General features: G+C 37.1%; 13 protein-coding genes and 1 pseudogene. 3 read left to right on the forward strand and 11 right to left on the reverse strand.

The features are described from left to right. Positions 1 to 670: 670 nt before the first annotated feature. Positions 671 to 2,020 (reverse strand): tRNA (N(6)-L-threonylcarbamoyladenosine(37)-C(2))-methylthiotransferase MtaB, encoded by a 1,350-nt coding sequence (mtaB, locus tag MHH70_RS04775; RefSeq protein WP_342472690.1) that lies wholly within the window; start codon positions 2,018 to 2,020, stop codon positions 671 to 673. Positions 2,021 to 2,297: 277 nt separating this feature from the next. Beyond that, a pseudogene (locus tag MHH70_RS04780) lies at positions 2,298 to 2,489 on the reverse strand (IS5/IS1182 family transposase); the annotation flags it as partial. A 1,044-nt stretch (positions 2,490 to 3,533) separates the two neighbouring features. Between MHH70_RS04780 and MHH70_RS04785 the strand changes: the two are divergent. Then, positions 3,534 to 4,370, forward strand: coding sequence for a hypothetical protein (locus MHH70_RS04785; RefSeq protein WP_107942470.1), 837 nt, complete (start codon positions 3,534 to 3,536; stop codon positions 4,368 to 4,370). A 512-nt stretch (positions 4,371 to 4,882) separates the two neighbouring features. Then, positions 4,883 to 5,314, forward strand: a complete 432-nt coding sequence (locus tag MHH70_RS04790) for a stage III sporulation protein AH (protein WP_107942469.1) — start codon at positions 4,883 to 4,885, stop codon at positions 5,312 to 5,314. 413 nt (positions 5,315 to 5,727) lie between these two features. Here MHH70_RS04790 and MHH70_RS04795 read toward each other — a convergent pair whose 3' ends face one another. From MHH70_RS04795 to hemW, 7 genes are all read right to left on the reverse strand, one after another. Further along, complete coding sequence (locus MHH70_RS04795) at positions 5,728 to 6,471, reverse strand: 16S rRNA (uracil(1498)-N(3))-methyltransferase (protein WP_066164117.1); 744 nt, start codon at positions 6,469 to 6,471, stop codon at positions 5,728 to 5,730. A gap of 106 nt (positions 6,472 to 6,577) precedes the next feature. Next, positions 6,578 to 7,516 carry a 50S ribosomal protein L11 methyltransferase gene (gene prmA, locus MHH70_RS04800; protein WP_342472691.1) on the reverse strand — a complete coding sequence of 313 codons (939 nt, stop codon included), beginning with the start codon at positions 7,514 to 7,516 and terminating at the stop codon, positions 6,578 to 6,580. Positions 7,517 to 7,537: 21 nt separating this feature from the next. Next, positions 7,538 to 8,653: a molecular chaperone DnaJ gene (gene dnaJ / locus MHH70_RS04805; protein WP_107942467.1), complete on the reverse strand. Its 1,116-nt coding sequence runs from the start codon at positions 8,651 to 8,653 to the stop codon at positions 7,538 to 7,540. A 164-nt stretch (positions 8,654 to 8,817) separates the two neighbouring features. Next, positions 8,818 to 10,650 (reverse strand): molecular chaperone DnaK, encoded by a 1,833-nt coding sequence (dnaK, locus tag MHH70_RS04810; protein ID WP_066164127.1) that lies wholly within the window; start codon positions 10,648 to 10,650, stop codon positions 8,818 to 8,820. 108 nt (positions 10,651 to 10,758) lie between these two features. Further along, complete coding sequence (gene grpE / locus MHH70_RS04815; protein WP_342472692.1) at positions 10,759 to 11,298, reverse strand: nucleotide exchange factor GrpE; 540 nt, start codon at positions 11,296 to 11,298, stop codon at positions 10,759 to 10,761. A 23-nt stretch (positions 11,299 to 11,321) separates the two neighbouring features. Next, entirely contained in the window at positions 11,322 to 12,341 is a 1,020-nt protein-coding gene (gene hrcA / locus MHH70_RS04820) for a heat-inducible transcriptional repressor HrcA (protein ID WP_066164132.1), read from the reverse strand. 201 nt (positions 12,342 to 12,542) lie between these two features. Beyond that, complete coding sequence (gene hemW / locus MHH70_RS04825) at positions 12,543 to 13,682, reverse strand: radical SAM family heme chaperone HemW (RefSeq protein ID WP_342472693.1); 1,140 nt, start codon at positions 13,680 to 13,682, stop codon at positions 12,543 to 12,545. Between the two features lie 170 nt (positions 13,683 to 13,852). Here hemW and MHH70_RS04830 point away from each other — a divergent pair, with 170 nt between their 5' ends. Next, entirely contained in the window at positions 13,853 to 14,887 is a 1,035-nt protein-coding gene (locus MHH70_RS04830; protein ID WP_107942463.1) for a YdcF family protein, read from the forward strand. A gap of 33 nt (positions 14,888 to 14,920) precedes the next feature. On the opposite strand, the gene MHH70_RS04835 is transcribed toward MHH70_RS04830, so the two are convergent. Both MHH70_RS04835 and MHH70_RS04840 read right to left on the reverse strand, forming a co-directional pair. After that, the gene (locus tag MHH70_RS04835; RefSeq protein ID WP_342472694.1) at positions 14,921 to 15,772 is read right to left on the reverse strand and encodes a pentapeptide repeat-containing protein; all 852 of its coding nucleotides are present in this window, start codon (positions 15,770 to 15,772) and stop codon (positions 14,921 to 14,923) included. A 1-nt stretch (position 15,773) separates the two neighbouring features. After that, positions 15,774 to 16,475: a Type 1 glutamine amidotransferase-like domain-containing protein gene (locus MHH70_RS04840; protein ID WP_342472695.1), complete on the reverse strand. Its 702-nt coding sequence runs from the start codon at positions 16,473 to 16,475 to the stop codon at positions 15,774 to 15,776. Positions 16,476 to 16,611: the final 136 nt, after the last annotated feature.

Here is a 16,611-nt window from a genome sequence, read left to right on the forward strand (position 1 = left end):
TCTTGTTGCCTATAGCCCCAGCGGATGTCATAAATTTCCAAAAGCAGTTTCCGAGCAAGCTCGAAAAGACCTGAACTAGAGTTAGTCGAGGCATAATTGATTAATCGCTTTCTAACTTTATCGTAAGTTTAAGTAGATGGCAAGATAAGAACTAGAGCTTTAGATTTTGTGTGGATGGTGCGCTATAAAATATATGGAGGATTTTGGCAACCTTGAAATATATCGAAAGCACACGTCCTTCTAAGTGATTTTCATTTCAAGTGAAAAATGGAAAACTCGAGTTATCTAAAAGATAGCCTCGTCTTGCGTAATCAATGAAATGTCAATTTTCACTTATTCACGTTCATAGGGCTGTCCAAAAAGTCGTGCATAGCCGGCATTTTGGACAGGAGCGGTGATGCTTCACAAAATGTTGATTCATATAAACAGAAAATGCCTCTTTTAAAAGTGGGATGAACATTGGCTTTAGCAGTGTACTCCTTCAGTAAAAGGGAAGCAATGAAAACATTGATTTCAATGCAGTGGCAAAACAAAATGGACTTTTCGGACAACTCCTTTCCAATGAATCTTCTGCTATTCTATCCGAGTGAATTTTTTGAAGAAACATCAACAAAAGCGTCCAAAAAGCCGGCAACTGCACGGCATTTTGGACGCCTTCAATCTCTCATTGTTATTGTATTTGTTCTTCTAGTACGCGGACAAATTGTCCTTCATTATATGGATAGCCCGCTTTTGTAATTTTTAATTTGACAAGCTTACCAATCATCTCTTCTGCACCTTCAAAAATAACTTTTAAATAGTTATCTGTATAGCCAACATATAAATTTTCGTTGTCTGTTTCTTTGAAGCGCTCCTCAGGGATGATGTCCATTACTTCCCCCTCAAAGCGAGATGCATATTCTTTTGCGAGTTGATTGTTTAACTCGATTAAGCGATGTACACGCTCATTTTTAATTTCCTCATCCACTTGATCCTCCATACGTGCTGCAGGTGTGCCTGTACGTTTAGAGTATGGGAATACATGTAATTCCGAAAATTTATGATCACGAATAAAATTATATGTTTCCATAAACTCTTCCTCTGTTTCGCCTGGGAAGCCAACGATAACATCAGATGTCACCGCTAGATTTGGCAATGCTTCAGCCAATTTTGTAATGCGCTCTGCGAAAAATTCCATCGTATATTTACGACGCATACGCTTTAAAACAGTATCTGAGCCTGACTGTATTGGTATATGAAGATGATTGACAACAATTTTTGAATTGCGCAGCACTTCAATTACCTCATCTGTTAACTGTGATGCTTCTATTGAAGAAATACGTAGACGCTTTAAACCCTTCACTTGCGATTCCAAATCACGTAATAATTGCGCTAAATTATAGTCTTTAAAGTCTTGTCCATATCCACCTGTATGGATGCCCGTTAAAACAATTTCTAAATAGCCTGCATCAACTAATTGCTGCGCTTGGCGAATAACTTCCTGCGGATCACGTGAACGCATTAAGCCACGCGCCCATGGAATAATACAAAATGTACAGAAGTTATTACAGCCCTCTTGAATTTTTAAAGATGCACGTGTACGGTCTGTAAATGCGGGTACATCTAATTCCTCATAGACGCGATTTTTCATAATATTACGCACTGCATTAATTGGCTCACGCTCTTCACGATATTGCTTAATTAAGCCGAGCATTTTATGACGGTCTTGTGTACCAACGACGATATCAACACCCGGTATTGCCATAATTTCCGCTGGCGATGTTTGAGCATAACAGCCGGTTACACAAATAACTGCATCAGGGTTACGACGTACCGCACGACGTATAACTTGACGTGATTTTTTATCCCCTGTATTCGTTACTGTACAAGTGTTAATGACATAAACGTCTGCCTGCTGTTCGAAGTCGATGCGATTATATTCTTGCTCTTTAAATAATTGCCATATGGCCTCAGTTTCGTAGTGATTAACTTTACAACCTAATGTAGACATAGCCACGGTTTTTCGAAGCTTGTTACTCATATATATCATCCTTTCGAAATTGCTTTATATGTTCAAATTATCAACGTGTTTTATAATAGCATAAAAAAATGAAATGAGCCTAGTTTTTAATTTCGCTCGTTTCTTTTTTTATTTTCTTCCTATTTATATATCCCATCTGAATATGACAATATTATTTCTTTGTTCCATCCTCCATTATAAAATAAGCTTCATAAAGCCTCAAATACTTTCACTGAGAATAGTTCTGATTTCTTCTAGCTCACGTGCGAGAAAAGCCAAAGGAAACATAAGTATGGTTCGATATTAATTCAACTACCTTTTTCAGTAAGGAAATTACCGCTTTACTATAACTTAAATTGCTGGATGACATTAATCGAGCCAAAATGTATTGGCTTTTTGTGGAGACAGCTAAATGTCCCTTGAAGCCATACCAGAACGCGTTTTAACCGTCACTATTTTTCTTGATATCCCATTTCGGTTCAATTGGGATATCTCGCCAAAGCATGTTCGCTGGAATCTTTAACTACATCTCTAGCTTCTTTTCGTAAGTCGTTTGATTCAGTTGATAAAACAGAATTGACTGAATGGGCATTACCTGTCCCACTTATCTTATCTGAAAAATAAGCAAGTTGGTAGGGAATGAAAAAAGGTTGGGAAGGTAAAATTCAGGATTAAAATAAAATCACATGATGAAAATAATTTACTAGATTTATAATACCAACCATATTTTGATCATGAATTGTTTATCGAAGAGATTTTATATGCTGGTCCTATAGAATTATTAGGACATGAGAGTATAAATTATAAATTTGTTTATTCAAAAGATGAACGGTTAGTATATGTATCTGATTTGAATCTAGGTGTTTTACGTTATTGAATGGCTTTCTTGGAATCAGTAAGTATAAGAAATCTAAGGGCGGTATTAAATACAGTTTCAGAATTTCAAAAAGTCAATCAGAAAAAACTCTAGAAAATTTTACTTTATTCTTTAAGGATAAGTTCTGGATTCAAACATGGAATAGGCAGTAATGATTTTGAAACAAAAATCAGCTATTTTTTAGAATATGATTTTTAATAAGTTTGAAATTTATAGATATATTTTATCCAATGTTTTTTGAGGATACATTAATTTCAGGCAGAGGAAGAAATATGTTAATTATAGGGCAGAGCGATTATTAATTGTAAATATGGAAGAACAGAGAGAAAAAATGTTACTTTTAAGTCCTTATATTAGGGGTTATAGAAATTTAAAAATATCGAACTGAATTTAAATAAATTAGTCATCTCTATTGGCGAAAATAATAGAGGGAAAAGTAAGTTATTAAAAGCAATTACCCTAACATCTTAATATAACGAAAAAATAAATGTTAAAAAAACTCTAATTCCGTTATATAAATTATAATATATATAACACCTATTTTACCTTTATAATTAAAAAAATATTTTAAATTACTTATTTACTTCTTATTTGTTTTATTGGTATAATTTACCTGGTGGCTCTTAGAATCTAAATTATAATAAGGAGATAAATAAAATGATAGGAAAAATTAAATTAAAGAACTTTTTTATTAATATTTTAGTGATGGCTATGGTGTTTACTACACTTTTTCCATTACATAATGTAGCAAATGCTGAAAACCCAGAAGATAACCTCTTACCTCCTGGAACCGAAGTAATTACTACTGATAATCTTACAAAGGTAAGTTATTTTGAAGATGGAAAAAGATATACCGTTTCCGTTGATAAATTATCTAAGAAGATGTATATGGAAACTGGTCTTGTTAAATACGAAATTGTATTAGAAAATATAGAAGGTGATTCAAACGAAATGCAAGGTTATCTAATTAACATTGCAGATGGAAGTATTATTAATTTTCAAGATTTAAATCAAAAAATAGACAATGGTAATATTACGCCTTACTTTGGTTTTGCTGTACCATTAGCGTTACCATATATAGCAAAAGGTATTGAATTACTCTTATTAGCCGGTACATTGATTTATATTAGTGGGTTAGAATATACTATTCCTACTAACATCGCTGAAATAACAAATAAGTATCCAAATCATAAATATCATGCTGCTTGGACCCACTTACCAAACGGTGATGCTAAACAGAGTATAGTAGTAATTGGTCCTGGAATATCTGAAGCTGAGGCTCGAGCTCGATTGGCTTTGGGTGAAAGTGTTTTTGGTAGAACCGAGACCTATGCAAAAAGTATTTTTAGAACTATTGTAAGAGGTCCTGAACAACATGGGCCTTTCCCTAGATATTTACCGCATTATCACGGAGAAGTATTTGATGCAGAACGAGGGATTTTTGTAAACGGAAATGGTCATTCATGGTACATGGGTAATATTTGGAAAAACTAACATATTCTAAACTTAGATGTTTTTTAGTATATTCACTTATAAGTTTGTTAAAGACAAGTAGTTAAATTTAGTTTTAAACAAATATATGATTTTATTTGGGAGCCACCGATTCTAAAAAATTTCAATTTAAAAATTTAACATAACAATGTATCTTTTATAGAAATATCCGAACTATTGTAAACGTCAACCCTAATTGGTTTATACATAGTTTGGGATTTTTTTGCTAGCGGAAATTTAAAGCGGACTCAAGCACACATATTTAAAGTGATTTCAGAGTTATTTAGAATATTTAATACACTTGAACGCAAGTCTACTCCAATTCATCTAGGGGGAAGTTAAAGTTGCTCAAGCGATTATACAAAAAGAGTAATATCAGAAAAACGCGGATTTAAATAAAATTACCAAACAAAGGTTTGGAAATGTTATACTTTTAATTAAAAGAGTAGAAGAGTTTAATAATTATCAAAAGATAAAAATTGCTATAAAAAAAGTTATACGCTGGAGGCATTCATATGTTAATGATAAACAAAAATGTAATAGGTGAAGAGTATAAAAAATTAATAAACATATTATCTGAACATTGCGATTACTTTGCTTTTGTCGAAAATAGACAAATGATGAAAAATGAAAAGGAGCGCCTTGATTATATCACTAATCTGATTACTAAAATTCAAGGAAATTTAATCAAAACCAATATACAATCAAAATGGGAGACAACAGCACTTGGTGCGGGTAATACAGCATATGTTTTTTATTTTGAGATAAACGATGCTACAAGTGAATTTTTAAAAGAAAAGAGCAATTCTCTTTTTGAGTGGCATAACCCAAAATTACCAGAAGACTTAATGTTTTATCAAAATGATAAGTGTTTGTTGGCTGGCTGTTCACACGAGGGGTTTTTTATGGTTGATGAAACGTTGTGGAACAGTTTCTTATTAAGTTAACTAGAGCTTGTTTGGAAATACATAAAAGTCCACAAATACTGCTAATGAACTGCTCCCTATCAAGTAGTCAGGGAAAATAATAAAGATGCTTTATGCGGCTTCAGCCCTGTATTCTAAAGGACTCAAGCCGTTTAATCATTTTTTGTAACAAATGCAAAATTCTAGGCTTGTTGATTATCGAGAACTTTCGGATGCTATGGGCAGAGAGATGTTGTCTGATTTCAAGCAAATTATTATTGAAAAAATCATTGTATAACGAGAAAATCACTTGAAACTCCAAATTTCAAGTGATTTTTTCCAAGCTATTGAACCCTTGATACATCTACATTCCTACGCAATCGTAAGTCTCTTCACTACCGCACATCCCAAAGTTTGAAATGCTACTGTTCTCAAGGCTTCGACACCTCTTTCTTTCATTCAAATTCATATGAAATGGCAGAAAGCGCATATAATGGTGCGGTTTCTGCACGTAAAATTCTAGGACCAAGCGACATCGTTTCAGCACCTGCTTTTAATAAGCTAGCAGATTCTTGACGCGATATGCCTCCTTCTGGACCAAAAATACATAATATTGATTCCAATTTATTATCATACACCTTTTTTAGCTTATCCGCAAACTTTGTACGTTGTAATTGCTTTGCATCTTCTTCATCTGCAATGAAAACGGCATCGTATTTAGGTATTAGCTCAAGCAATTGCTTGAATGAGATAGGCTGAGAAATGCTAGGGACATATGTACGGTGCGATTGCTCGGCTGCCTCCTGCGCAATTTTTTGCAGGCGCTCAGTCTTTTTCTCTCCTTTTTTATCATCCCATTTGACGATGGAACGTTCCGCAGCAAATGGAATTAACGCGTGCATACCTAGTTCTGTCGCTTTTTGCGTAATGAGTTCAAGTTTATCACCTTTAGGTAAACCGCATGCAATATCAACTTTAATTGGCATTTCTGGTGATGCAACTGTGCGACCAGTATTTTCTACAATAATTGTTGTATCCAAAACAACAATTGTACAAATATACGCTTCCCCATTTGTTACAACAATTAATTCATCACCAATTTGCATACGCATGACTTTGCTTATATGCTTGGCACTCTCCCCAATAATTTCTAGCTGTGCCTTGTCGTCAAACTGTTCATTAATAAAATATCGTTGCATATAATCGCTCCTTAATTATGAAGAGAAAAGTGGCTGCCAAGAAAGATTTCATCTTTCCCGACAGCCAAAACCCCAGATTGTTTCTATATTTGCGTTCCTACTCGCATTAAGGTCTACGAGAAATAATCGCTACCCAATCTTCCATCATTAAAATTTCTTCCACTTGGAAGCCTGATGCTTCAAGAGCCGCTTTAACATCATCTTTTTTCGCACCAATAATACCAGATGTTACGTAAACACCGCCCGGCTTTACGATAGAAAAAGCATCATCTGTGAAGCTCATAATAATTTCAGCTAAAATATTGGCAACGATAACATCTGCTGGCTCTTTCACTGTGTCTAATAAGTTGCCGTGGAATACTTTAACAATATGCTCAACTTTATTTAATTGCGTGTTTTCCTGAGCAGACTTTACAGCGACTTCATCTAAGTCAAGTGCATGCACTTTTTCTGCACCAAGCATTGCTGCACCTATTGATAGGACACCTGACCCTGTACCAACATCAACAACCGTTTGCCCCTGCTGGACAACTTTTTCAAGAGCCTGTAAGCACATGACCGTTGTTGGATGTGTCCCTGTACCAAAAGCCATACCGGGGTCAAGCTCAATGATTAACTCGTCTGTTGAAACAGGCGTGTATTCCTCCCATGTTGGGACGATTGTAAAGCGCTCTGAGATTTTTACTGGGTGATAGTATTGTTTCCAAGCTGTTGCCCAGTCTTCCTCCTGCACTTCATTTGTCGTTAGTAAATTTTCACCTATATTTATGTCGAAATTAACAAGATTCGCGATTGCAAGTCGGATTTCTTCAACCGTTTCAGCTAAAAAGCTTGTGGCAGATAAATATGCTTTTACTACTACACCATTTTTCGGGAAATCATCTGGATTTAATGCATAAATCTCACCAAATTGATCAATTCTTTCCTTCGTTAATTCGATTGAATCCTCTATAACAACACCACTCGCACCTGCCTCATGCAATATATTTGATACAGCGTCTACTGCCTCATGTGTTGTTAAAACTGACAACTCTGTCCACTTCACTTGCAACCACTCCTCTTAAAATTATTCACCCTTAAATTTTTTCTTTAGCTGATCCCATAAGGAGCTACCATGTTCTTCTGGAATATCACCGCTAATTTCTGCAAAATCACGCAATAATTGCTTTTGCTTTTCTGTCAACTTTGTTGGTGTAATCACTTTTACAACGACATATTGATGACCTGTTCCATAGCCATGCACATTTTTAATTCCTTTGTCCTTAATGCGGAATTGTGCACCAGATTGCGTGCCCGCAGGAATTTTCAGCTTCACTTTTCCATGGACTGTAGGCACTTCAATTTCATCGCCTAATGCTGCTTGAGGGAATGTTAGCTTTAATTCGTAATAAATATCGTCACCATCACGCTCAAAATATTCGTGGTTGCGCACGTAGAACACGATATATAAATCCCCCGCGGGACCGCCATTAACACCTGGCTCCCCTTGACCTGCAACACGTAATTGCTGTCCATCATCTACACCAGCAGGAATTGTTACTTTAATTTTCTTGCGTTTTTGAACTGTACCTGCACCACGACACGTTGTACATTTATCTACAATAATTTTACCTGCGCCACGGCAACTTGGACAGCTTCGCTTATTTACCATACGACCTAATGGCGTATCAACTGTTTGATTAATTTGCCCTGCCCCGTTACATTGAGAACATTTTTGAGGTGTTGTACCCGGTTTAGCCCCTGAGCCATGACATGTGTCACAAGGCTCATCTTTTGGAATTTCAATTTCTGCCTCCTTGCCAAATACCGCTTCCTCAAAATTAATATTCATGCGATATTGCAGGTCGTCACCTTTGCGCGGTGCGTTTGGATCTTGACGTCGACCGCCACCGAAAAATGAGCTAAAAATATCTTCGAAGCCGCCAAAGCCGCCGCTAAATCCGCCACCGCCAAAGCCAGCATTCGGGTCCTCATGACCAAACTGATCATAGCGTGCTTTCTTCTGCTCATCAGATAACACTTCATATGCTTCTGCGATTTCTTTAAATTTTTCGTCAGCACCTGGCTCTTTATTAATGTCTGGGTGATACTGCTTCGACAGTTTTCGATATGCTTTTTTTATCTCATCCTTACTGGCACCTTTTGCAAGGCCTAGCACTTCATAATAATCGCGCTTACTCATCTAATTACACTCCGATCTTTTTTGCATAAAGTTTATTTTACCATGTGACGACAAAAACTGCTCTAAATTTATACTATGCAAATGAAAAAATCATCCATCCATACGGGGCAGTTTTTGAACAGTGAAAAGCCAAAGCCGCAAGCGGTCTTTGGCTTTTTTTACGATTATTTATCGTCTTTTACTTCTTCAAAGTCAGCATCTACAACACCGTCATCTTTTTTGTCTGTGTTTGCATCTGCATCACCTTGTGCAGCCTGAGCTGCTGCAGCAGCTTGTTCATAAACTTTCATAACTAGCGGTTGTAAAATACCTTCTAATTTTTCTTTCGCTGCTTTAATTCCTTCAAATTCGCCAGCTTCTAAAGCTGCCTTTAATTCATCGCGAGCGTCTTCCACAGATTTCTTCTCATCCTCAGAAATTTGCTCTCCTAAATCCGTTACTGTTTTATCCACTTGGAATACAAGTTGATCCGCTTCATTGCGTAGCTCTGCTTCTTCCTTGCGCTTTGCATCTGCCTCAGCATTTGCTTCAGCGTCTTTCACCATACGCTCAACCTCTTCATCCGTTAAGCCAGAGTCAGATTGAATTACAATTGTTTGTTCTTTATTCGTGCCTAAATCTTTCGCTTTAACAGATACGATACCGTTTTTATCGATATCAAATGTTACTTCAATTTGTGGAATGCCACGTGGTGCTGGTGGAATATCAGCTAGTTGGAAGCGACCTAATGTTTTATTGTCTGCTGCCATTGGGCGTTCCCCTTGTAATACGTGAATATCTACTGCTGGTTGGTTGTCCGCAGCTGTAGAGAATACTTGTGATTTCGATGTAGGAATCGTTGTGTTGCGGTCGATTAATTTTGTAAACACGCCACCCATTGTTTCAATACCTAATGATAGCGGTGTTACGTCTAATAACACGATATCTTTTACATCACCAGTTAAAACGCCGCCTTGTACAGCCGCCCCCATTGCTACTACTTCGTCTGGGTTTACACCTTTATGTGGCTCTTTACCTGTTGCATTTTTAATTGCTTCCACTACAGCAGGAATACGAGTAGAACCACCAACAAGAATTACTTTATCTAGCTCAGAAGCTGAAAGACCTGCATCAGATAATGCTTGACGTGTTGGAATAATTGTACGCTCTACTAAATCGCGAGTTAAATCATCGAATTTCGCACGAGTTAATGTTACTTCTAAGTGTAGTGGGCCATCAGCACCTGCTGTGATGAATGGTAATGAAATTTGTGTTGATGTTACACCAGACAAATCTTTTTTCGCTTTTTCAGCAGCATCTTTTAAACGTTGCATAGCCATTTTATCTTTTGATAAATCAATCGCATTTTCTTTTCTGAATTCTTCCACTAGGAAAGCGATAATTTTGTCGTCGAAGTCATCGCCACCAAGCTTGTTGTCACCCGCTGTCGCTAATACTTCGAATACACCATCGCCTAGTTCAAGAATCGATACGTCAAACGTACCACCACCAAGGTCAAATACTAGTACTTTTTGGTCTTCATCTTGTTTATCTAAACCGTAAGCAAGCGCTGCTGCTGTAGGCTCATTAATGATACGCTCTACTTCAAGTCCCGCAATTTTACCAGCGTCTTTTGTTGCTTGACGCTGTGCATCATTGAAGTAAGCAGGAACTGTAATAACAGCCTTCGTTACCTTTTCACCTAAGTAATCTTCAGCATAGCCTTTTAAATATTGAAGAATCATCGCAGAAATTTCTTGCGGTGTATAATCATTGTCCTCAATAGTTACTTTGTCAGCAGTTCCCATTTTTGATTTAATTGACATAATTGTGTTTGGATTTGTTACAGATTGACGTTTTGCCACTTCACCAACTTGACGCTCACCGTTTTTAAACGCCACAACAGATGGTGATGTACGGTTACCTTCTGGGTTTGGAATTACTTTTGGTTCTCCGCCTTCTAATACAGATACACAAGAGTTAGTTGTACCTAAGTCAATACCGATAATTTTGCTCATTTGAAATTTTCCTCCTAATAATTAAACACAAGTATAATTAATTTATTATGAACGCATAGGATATGCAGTGTTTTACTGACAATTATGCGCTGTAAATGAAGTTATCAATTATTCGTTTACAGAAACCATCGCCGCTCTTAATACGCGGTCTTTTAATTTATAGCCTTTTTGCAACTCGCGTAAAACAATGCCCGATTCCTTCTCGCTATCCTGCTCTTGCATAACAGCTTGATGGAAATTCGGATCAAATTGCTCCCCTTCAGCAGGAATTGCCTCTAATCCCTCTTTCGCTGTTGCCTCTATGAATTGACGGTACACCATTTCAACCCCTGTATATAATGACGTCGCTTCTTCTGATGTAACTTCCACTTGTAGGGCACGCTCTAAATTATCTAGTACAGCAATTAAATCCGTTAACAAGCTTTGTGCACGGAATTTTTCTGCCGCCTCTCTATCCAATTTATTGCGACGTAGCATATTGTCATAGTCAGCTCGCAATCGTAAATAACGATCCTCTTGCTCTGCCAATTTTGCTTCAAGCTCTGCGATTTTTTGCTCGTTTTCATCTAGTGGGGTAGCGGCTTCCTCTACCTCTACTTCTTCAGCAATTTGTTGCTCTAGTTCTTGATTTTCCACTTTTTCTGACACCCTATATCCTCCTTCAATCGTTGCTAATGTTTCGTTAAGGCGCTCGTTAGACCACTACGCATCATCTCTAATAAAGTGACGACACGTCGATAGTCCATCCGTGTTGGTCCGATAATCGCAATGGCACCATGTTGCTCTTCACCAGTTGAAAAGGCCGTCGTAATCACACTACAGTTTTCCATTGCTAAAAGATTATTTTCAGAGCCAATGCGAATTTGAATACCTACTTGATTTGGCTGGAATAAAGTTTGCAGTTGGCTTTCTTTATCCATCAAATCCATTAGCATACGAATTTTATTCAAATCATGAAACTCCGGCTGGTTTAACATATTCGTTTTACCACCATAATAGATTTTTCCTTCTTTTTGACTTATTGAAACATCTACTAATGATTGAACGATTGAATCTGCTGCGGCAATATGTTGCTTTAATAAGCTTAGCACTTCAGCCTCGAGTTTGATGTGTAGCTCATGCAGCGGCACACCGATTAAGCGGTCATTTAAAATATTGACCATTTTTTCAATATCCGAAGGACTAAATCCTTGCGGTAAAGTTAGAACACGATTTTCCACATGACCATTGTCTGTTACAACGATTGCAACAGCTGTTTGCTCTGAGAGCGGCACAATTTGAAATTTTCTCACTTTATGCTGCTGCACATCTGGACCAAGTAAAATCGCTGTATATGTCGTTAATTCCGACAAAATGTTAGCTGATTCTCGAATAAGCTCCTCCATTTCACCAATGCGGTGATTGAAAACAGATTGAATTTGACTTATTTCTTCATCACGAATCATATGAGGCTGTAATAAATGATCGACATAAAAACGATAGCCCTTTTCAGACGGCACACGTCCTGAAGAAGTATGGGTTTTTTCTAAAAAGCCAAGCTCCTCAAGATCCGCCATTTCGTTGCGAATCGTTGCGGGGCTATACATAATACCCTCTCTCTTCGATATTTGACGTGAACCAACAGGCTGAGCAGAAGTTACAAAATCATCTACAATTACTTGTAAAATTTGCAACTGACGATTTGTTAGCACTTTGATCACCTCTGTTAGCACTCGTTTTAATGGAGTGCTAATACTACTAATAAATTAACAAATCTCTAAATTGATGTCAACCATATCGCTCGATTTAACAAGCCGCTGTCTGAAAAGTAATTTTGAGGCAGTTATTTGTTATTATTGCAAGATAGAGTAGCCCTCCATTTAAGCGTTTTTTATAGCTAATGCTTCCAATCATCAAACTAAAAACTGTTGGAATACCTCGTTGCCTACAAAGCGCCCTTTTCGAGTTAGACGAATTCCATGCTCGTCCTGTTGTAAAAGCCCTTCTTTCACAAGCTGCTCAATTACGTCACCATAGCGTTTTTGCATCGATTCATGCATTTTCCTTTCATATGACTCAAATGTTACACCTTCTACTTTACGTAGACCTAAAAACATTTGCTCCTCCATTTTTTCTTCTAATGAAACGACATGCTCATGAATAATTGGACGCACACCTGATTGCACTGTTTCAATATATTTCTTAATTGGACCATGATTGGAATAACGCACCCCCGCCAAATAGCCATGTGCACCTGCACCGAAGCCAGCATACTCATCGTTATCCCAATAAATTTTATTATGCACAGAGGCAAAGCCATCACGTGCAAAATTGCTAATTTCATATTGCGCTAAGCCTGCTGCCTCCATTTCACGCAATAACATATCATACATATCTGCCTCTAAATCTTGCGTCGGTAAATGCAATTTGCCTTTTGCGTATTGAATGTAAAAGACAGTTTTTGGCTCAACGATTAATGAATAGGCTGAAAAATGTGGTAGCTGCAGCGCTAAGGCTGCTTGCAATGTTTGCTCCCACTGCTCCATCGTTTGTCCAGGTAGACCATACATTAAATCGATGCTTATGTTGTCAAAACCTACTTGCTTCGCTGTTTTAATCGCCTCATATACATGCGAATTGCTATGTGTACGTCCGATTTTCGTTAGCAGTTCGGCATCAAAGGACTGTACACCCATACTTAATCGGTTCACACCACCAGCATACAATGCTTGCAACTTATCTCGCGTCAACTCGTCTGGATTTGCTTCCGATGTAAACTCTTTTACGTATTGCATCGGGATAAAGTTTCGAATAATTTCAAGTAATCGACTAATTTGTGTTGCAGATAAGGAGGTTGGAGTTCCTCCACCTAAAAAAATCGTTTCAATTTGTTGAAATGCCTCTGGATGCTGCTCTACAACCATCGCTATTTCTTGTCCAAGTGCCTCAATATATTCATCTACTGGCTGATTTTTAAAAAATACTTTATTAAAATCACAGTAATGACAAATTTGATGACAGAAGGGAATATGAATATAAACACCTCTAGCCATTAAAATCACTTCCCTTTTTTAAGTCGGTTGTGCAAATTACAACTTGAGTTCCTACAATTATAACGAAAAAACAGCGCTGATAAAACTGATTCATTACGCTACGGCGAATTACATAGAGCATTGACGAATTGTTCTTTAGCCTTCATCATAATTGGTGGAGGTGTCTCACTTTGTATTTATATCTCGGAATTATCCCGCTTTCCCTGTTTATTATTTTTCTTATTTCATATTTAATAGACCCTAGAAAAATAATCAATGGCTTTCTATTTAACTTTTTCCTTATTACTTTTTTAACATTTTGCTTAGCGGTCTCATTATCGTCTGAGCAGTATATATTGAAGCTCGCTATTATTATACCTGTCGCTGCCTTGCTCCTATTAATTCCTTTTGCAATAGTAGCTTTCACTGTCGCATTATTTTTGAATGCCCGCACTTTAATGCGTAGAGAAGGGCGACGTTTTGCCAATTCCTTAACATTGCTGTTAGGTCTTGCTATTGTTGCCTATTTTATTATAGGGTCATTCAACTTAACAGGTCGATTTCCATTAGAATTTCAACCATTCTTTGCAGCAACTTCTTTTGTTATTATGTATTTTTTATTCCATGTGTCAAACTTTCTATCTGCTTATTTTTTATATCAATTTAATCGCCCACGCCTACACCAGGATTTCATTATCGTATTAGGCAGCGGTTTAATCAATGATAAAGTACCGCCACTTTTGGCAAGTAGGATTAATAAGGCAATTGATTTTTATCATAAACAGGCTAAGGTGACAACGCCTCCGATAATTATTTTTTCTGGTGGTCAAGGTCCAAATGAAGGGCTTCCAGAGGCGGAGGCAATGCAAAAATATGCGCTCGAAAAAGGAATTCCGCTTGAGCACACTATGCAGGAAAATAAATCTGTCAATACGTATGAAAATATGCTTTTTTCTAAGCGAATTATGGATTCATTAAAGCCTAAGTATAACAGCATTTTCACTACGAATAATTTTCATTTATTTCGAGCAGGCTTGTATGCGCGGCAAGCAGGTTTAAACAGCCAAGGAATCGGCGCAAAAACGGCCTTTTACTATTGGCCGAATGCTATGATTCGCGAGTATGTTGCAATTGTTGTGATGGGCAAAAAACGTCATTTGATTATTATTAGTATTGTTTTCTTCTTTGCAGCATTATTATCATTACTCATTTATTTAGTAAATTAGCAAGTAAGGCTGTCTAGAAAATGAGCGACTATGCTATTTTTCAGACAGCCAGTGCAATGGAGACTGAATATGGGCTGGTAATTTCGTTCGATTGTCACCATGCGCTGAATTAATTTGCATTTGCGTTAAAAACATAGCCGTAGAAAGATTCGCCCCTCTTAAATTGGCATCGCGTAAATCGGCTCCAATAAAATCAGCGCCCCTTAAATCCGAATCCTGCAAATTTGCCGCAATTAAATAAGCTCCTCTTAAATCGGTCGTTCTTAAATCTTTCCCTTTCAGATTTTTGCCAACCCAATCTATACCTCGACATTGTTTTCCTTTTTTTATTTTAAAAACGTTTGAACTTAGCTCACTACGGATATACTCACTTGTTTCTAAAAGCAGTTCATTGATTGGTTGCCGACAGCCGATAATATCTAATGCTAATAAGTAGTCAGCGTCCATATTTGTTAGGCTCTGCAACTTGCCCAACTGTTTGTCTAACTGATTTCTCATTGAATGTGAAATTGGATATGTCAATGCTTCAGCCACAAAGGCAATCATTTCATAAAGTTGTTGCATAATCGGAAATACACGGAACATTTTTTGAGAAACCTCAGGATAATCCTGCCAGTTTTGTCCATCAAACGTATGTTGAGAGACTTTTTGTCCAGCCCCTAAACAATCGAATACTGTACATCCTTTAAATCCTTCTGCCCTTAAATTTTTATGTATTTTACAACGAAAATCTTTTTGCAAATTAGAACAAGGTGTTTCAGCAGGCTTATTCATAGCGAAATCACTCGATGCAACAATATTAAGCGCTGTACAGCACAGCCCAAAGCATTTCGTACAATCCGCTTTTAAATTTCCCCTAATATTTTCAGCTGCTTTACTCTCCATTTTATTCCTCCCATTCAGCACCTAGATAGGCTGGCTTAAGCTCTATTTCGGTTATTTGCTTATCGCATATTACTTGATATGCTTTTGCATGCGGTCTTGAGCTAACGATTGCCTGCACATTTTGTTCTATAAAATGAATTGCCACACCATCATCCAACGCGTAACCCGGTTGAATTTCTCCTCGTGTAATTAGTTGATGATAACTCCGTCTACGCACCACTTCTCCGTCATAATGTGGGCAATTACTCCCGCGTAGAAAACCTAAACATTGTAACGCTGCCAAGTCTCCCCCATAAGAATCCGTTACACCTTGTTCGAACCAACAAATAGCCCCTGCGCTAATACCAGCTAACACAATTCCTTGCGACCAAGCTTTATGTAAAATTTTATCTATCTCATGCTCTTTCCAAAGCATTAACATATTTTTCGTATTGCCACCGCCGACATAAATAATATCCTGAGCAAGTAAAAATGACTCTATATCATTTGTATTCATTATAGACAAATGACTAGGCTGGCATGATTGTTGCTCAAAAAATTGATAAAAATGTGCAATATAATCTTGCGAATCTCCACTTGCGGTTGCTAAAAAGCAAATTTTAGGGCATACTTTCCCACTTTGCTTCAAAATATATTGGTCTAGCAACTGATTATTCGGCTCCATTGAAAAACCACCGCCACCCATCGCAATTATTTGTTTCATTTTGCATGCCTCCTCTTTATTTTCACCTAAGCTAATTCTATCAAGTTGAAGAAAAATGTTTAACTAAATCAAGAAAAAATCTGCCAATAACAGAAATTAATTGGCAGACTTTGTCGATAATAAAATGTTCGATTAT

The sequence above is a fragment of the Metasolibacillus sp. FSL H7-0170 genome (assembly GCF_038593115.1).
In the GTDB taxonomy this organism is placed as follows: Bacteria; Bacillota; Bacilli; order Bacillales_A; family Planococcaceae; genus Metasolibacillus; species Metasolibacillus fluoroglycofenilyticus.

What these genes read in the sequence shown, in the direction of transcription:
- mtaB (WP_342472690.1), bottom strand. Translation starts at nt 2,020, where the DNA reads ATGAGTAACAAGCTTCGAAAAACCGTGGCTATGTCTACATTAGGTTGT.
- MHH70_RS04785 (WP_107942470.1), top strand. Translation starts at nt 3,534, where the DNA reads ATGATAGGAAAAATTAAATTAAAGAACTTTTTTATTAATATTTTAGTG.
- MHH70_RS04790 (WP_107942469.1), top strand. Translation starts at nt 4,883, where the DNA reads ATGTTAATGATAAACAAAAATGTAATAGGTGAAGAGTATAAAAAATTA.
- MHH70_RS04795 (WP_066164117.1), bottom strand. Translation starts at nt 6,471, where the DNA reads ATGCAACGATATTTTATTAATGAACAGTTTGACGACAAGGCACAGCTA.
- dnaJ (WP_107942467.1), bottom strand. Translation starts at nt 8,653, where the DNA reads ATGAGTAAGCGCGATTATTATGAAGTGCTAGGCCTTGCAAAAGGTGCC.
- dnaK (WP_066164127.1), bottom strand. Translation starts at nt 10,650, where the DNA reads ATGAGCAAAATTATCGGTATTGACTTAGGTACAACTAACTCTTGTGTA.
- hemW (WP_342472693.1), bottom strand. Translation starts at nt 13,682, where the DNA reads ATGGCTAGAGGTGTTTATATTCATATTCCCTTCTGTCATCAAATTTGT.
- MHH70_RS04835 (WP_342472694.1), bottom strand. Translation starts at nt 15,772, where the DNA reads ATGGAGAGTAAAGCAGCTGAAAATATTAGGGGAAATTTAAAAGCGGAT.
- MHH70_RS04840 (WP_342472695.1), bottom strand. Translation starts at nt 16,475, where the DNA reads ATGAAACAAATAATTGCGATGGGTGGCGGTGGTTTTTCAATGGAGCCG.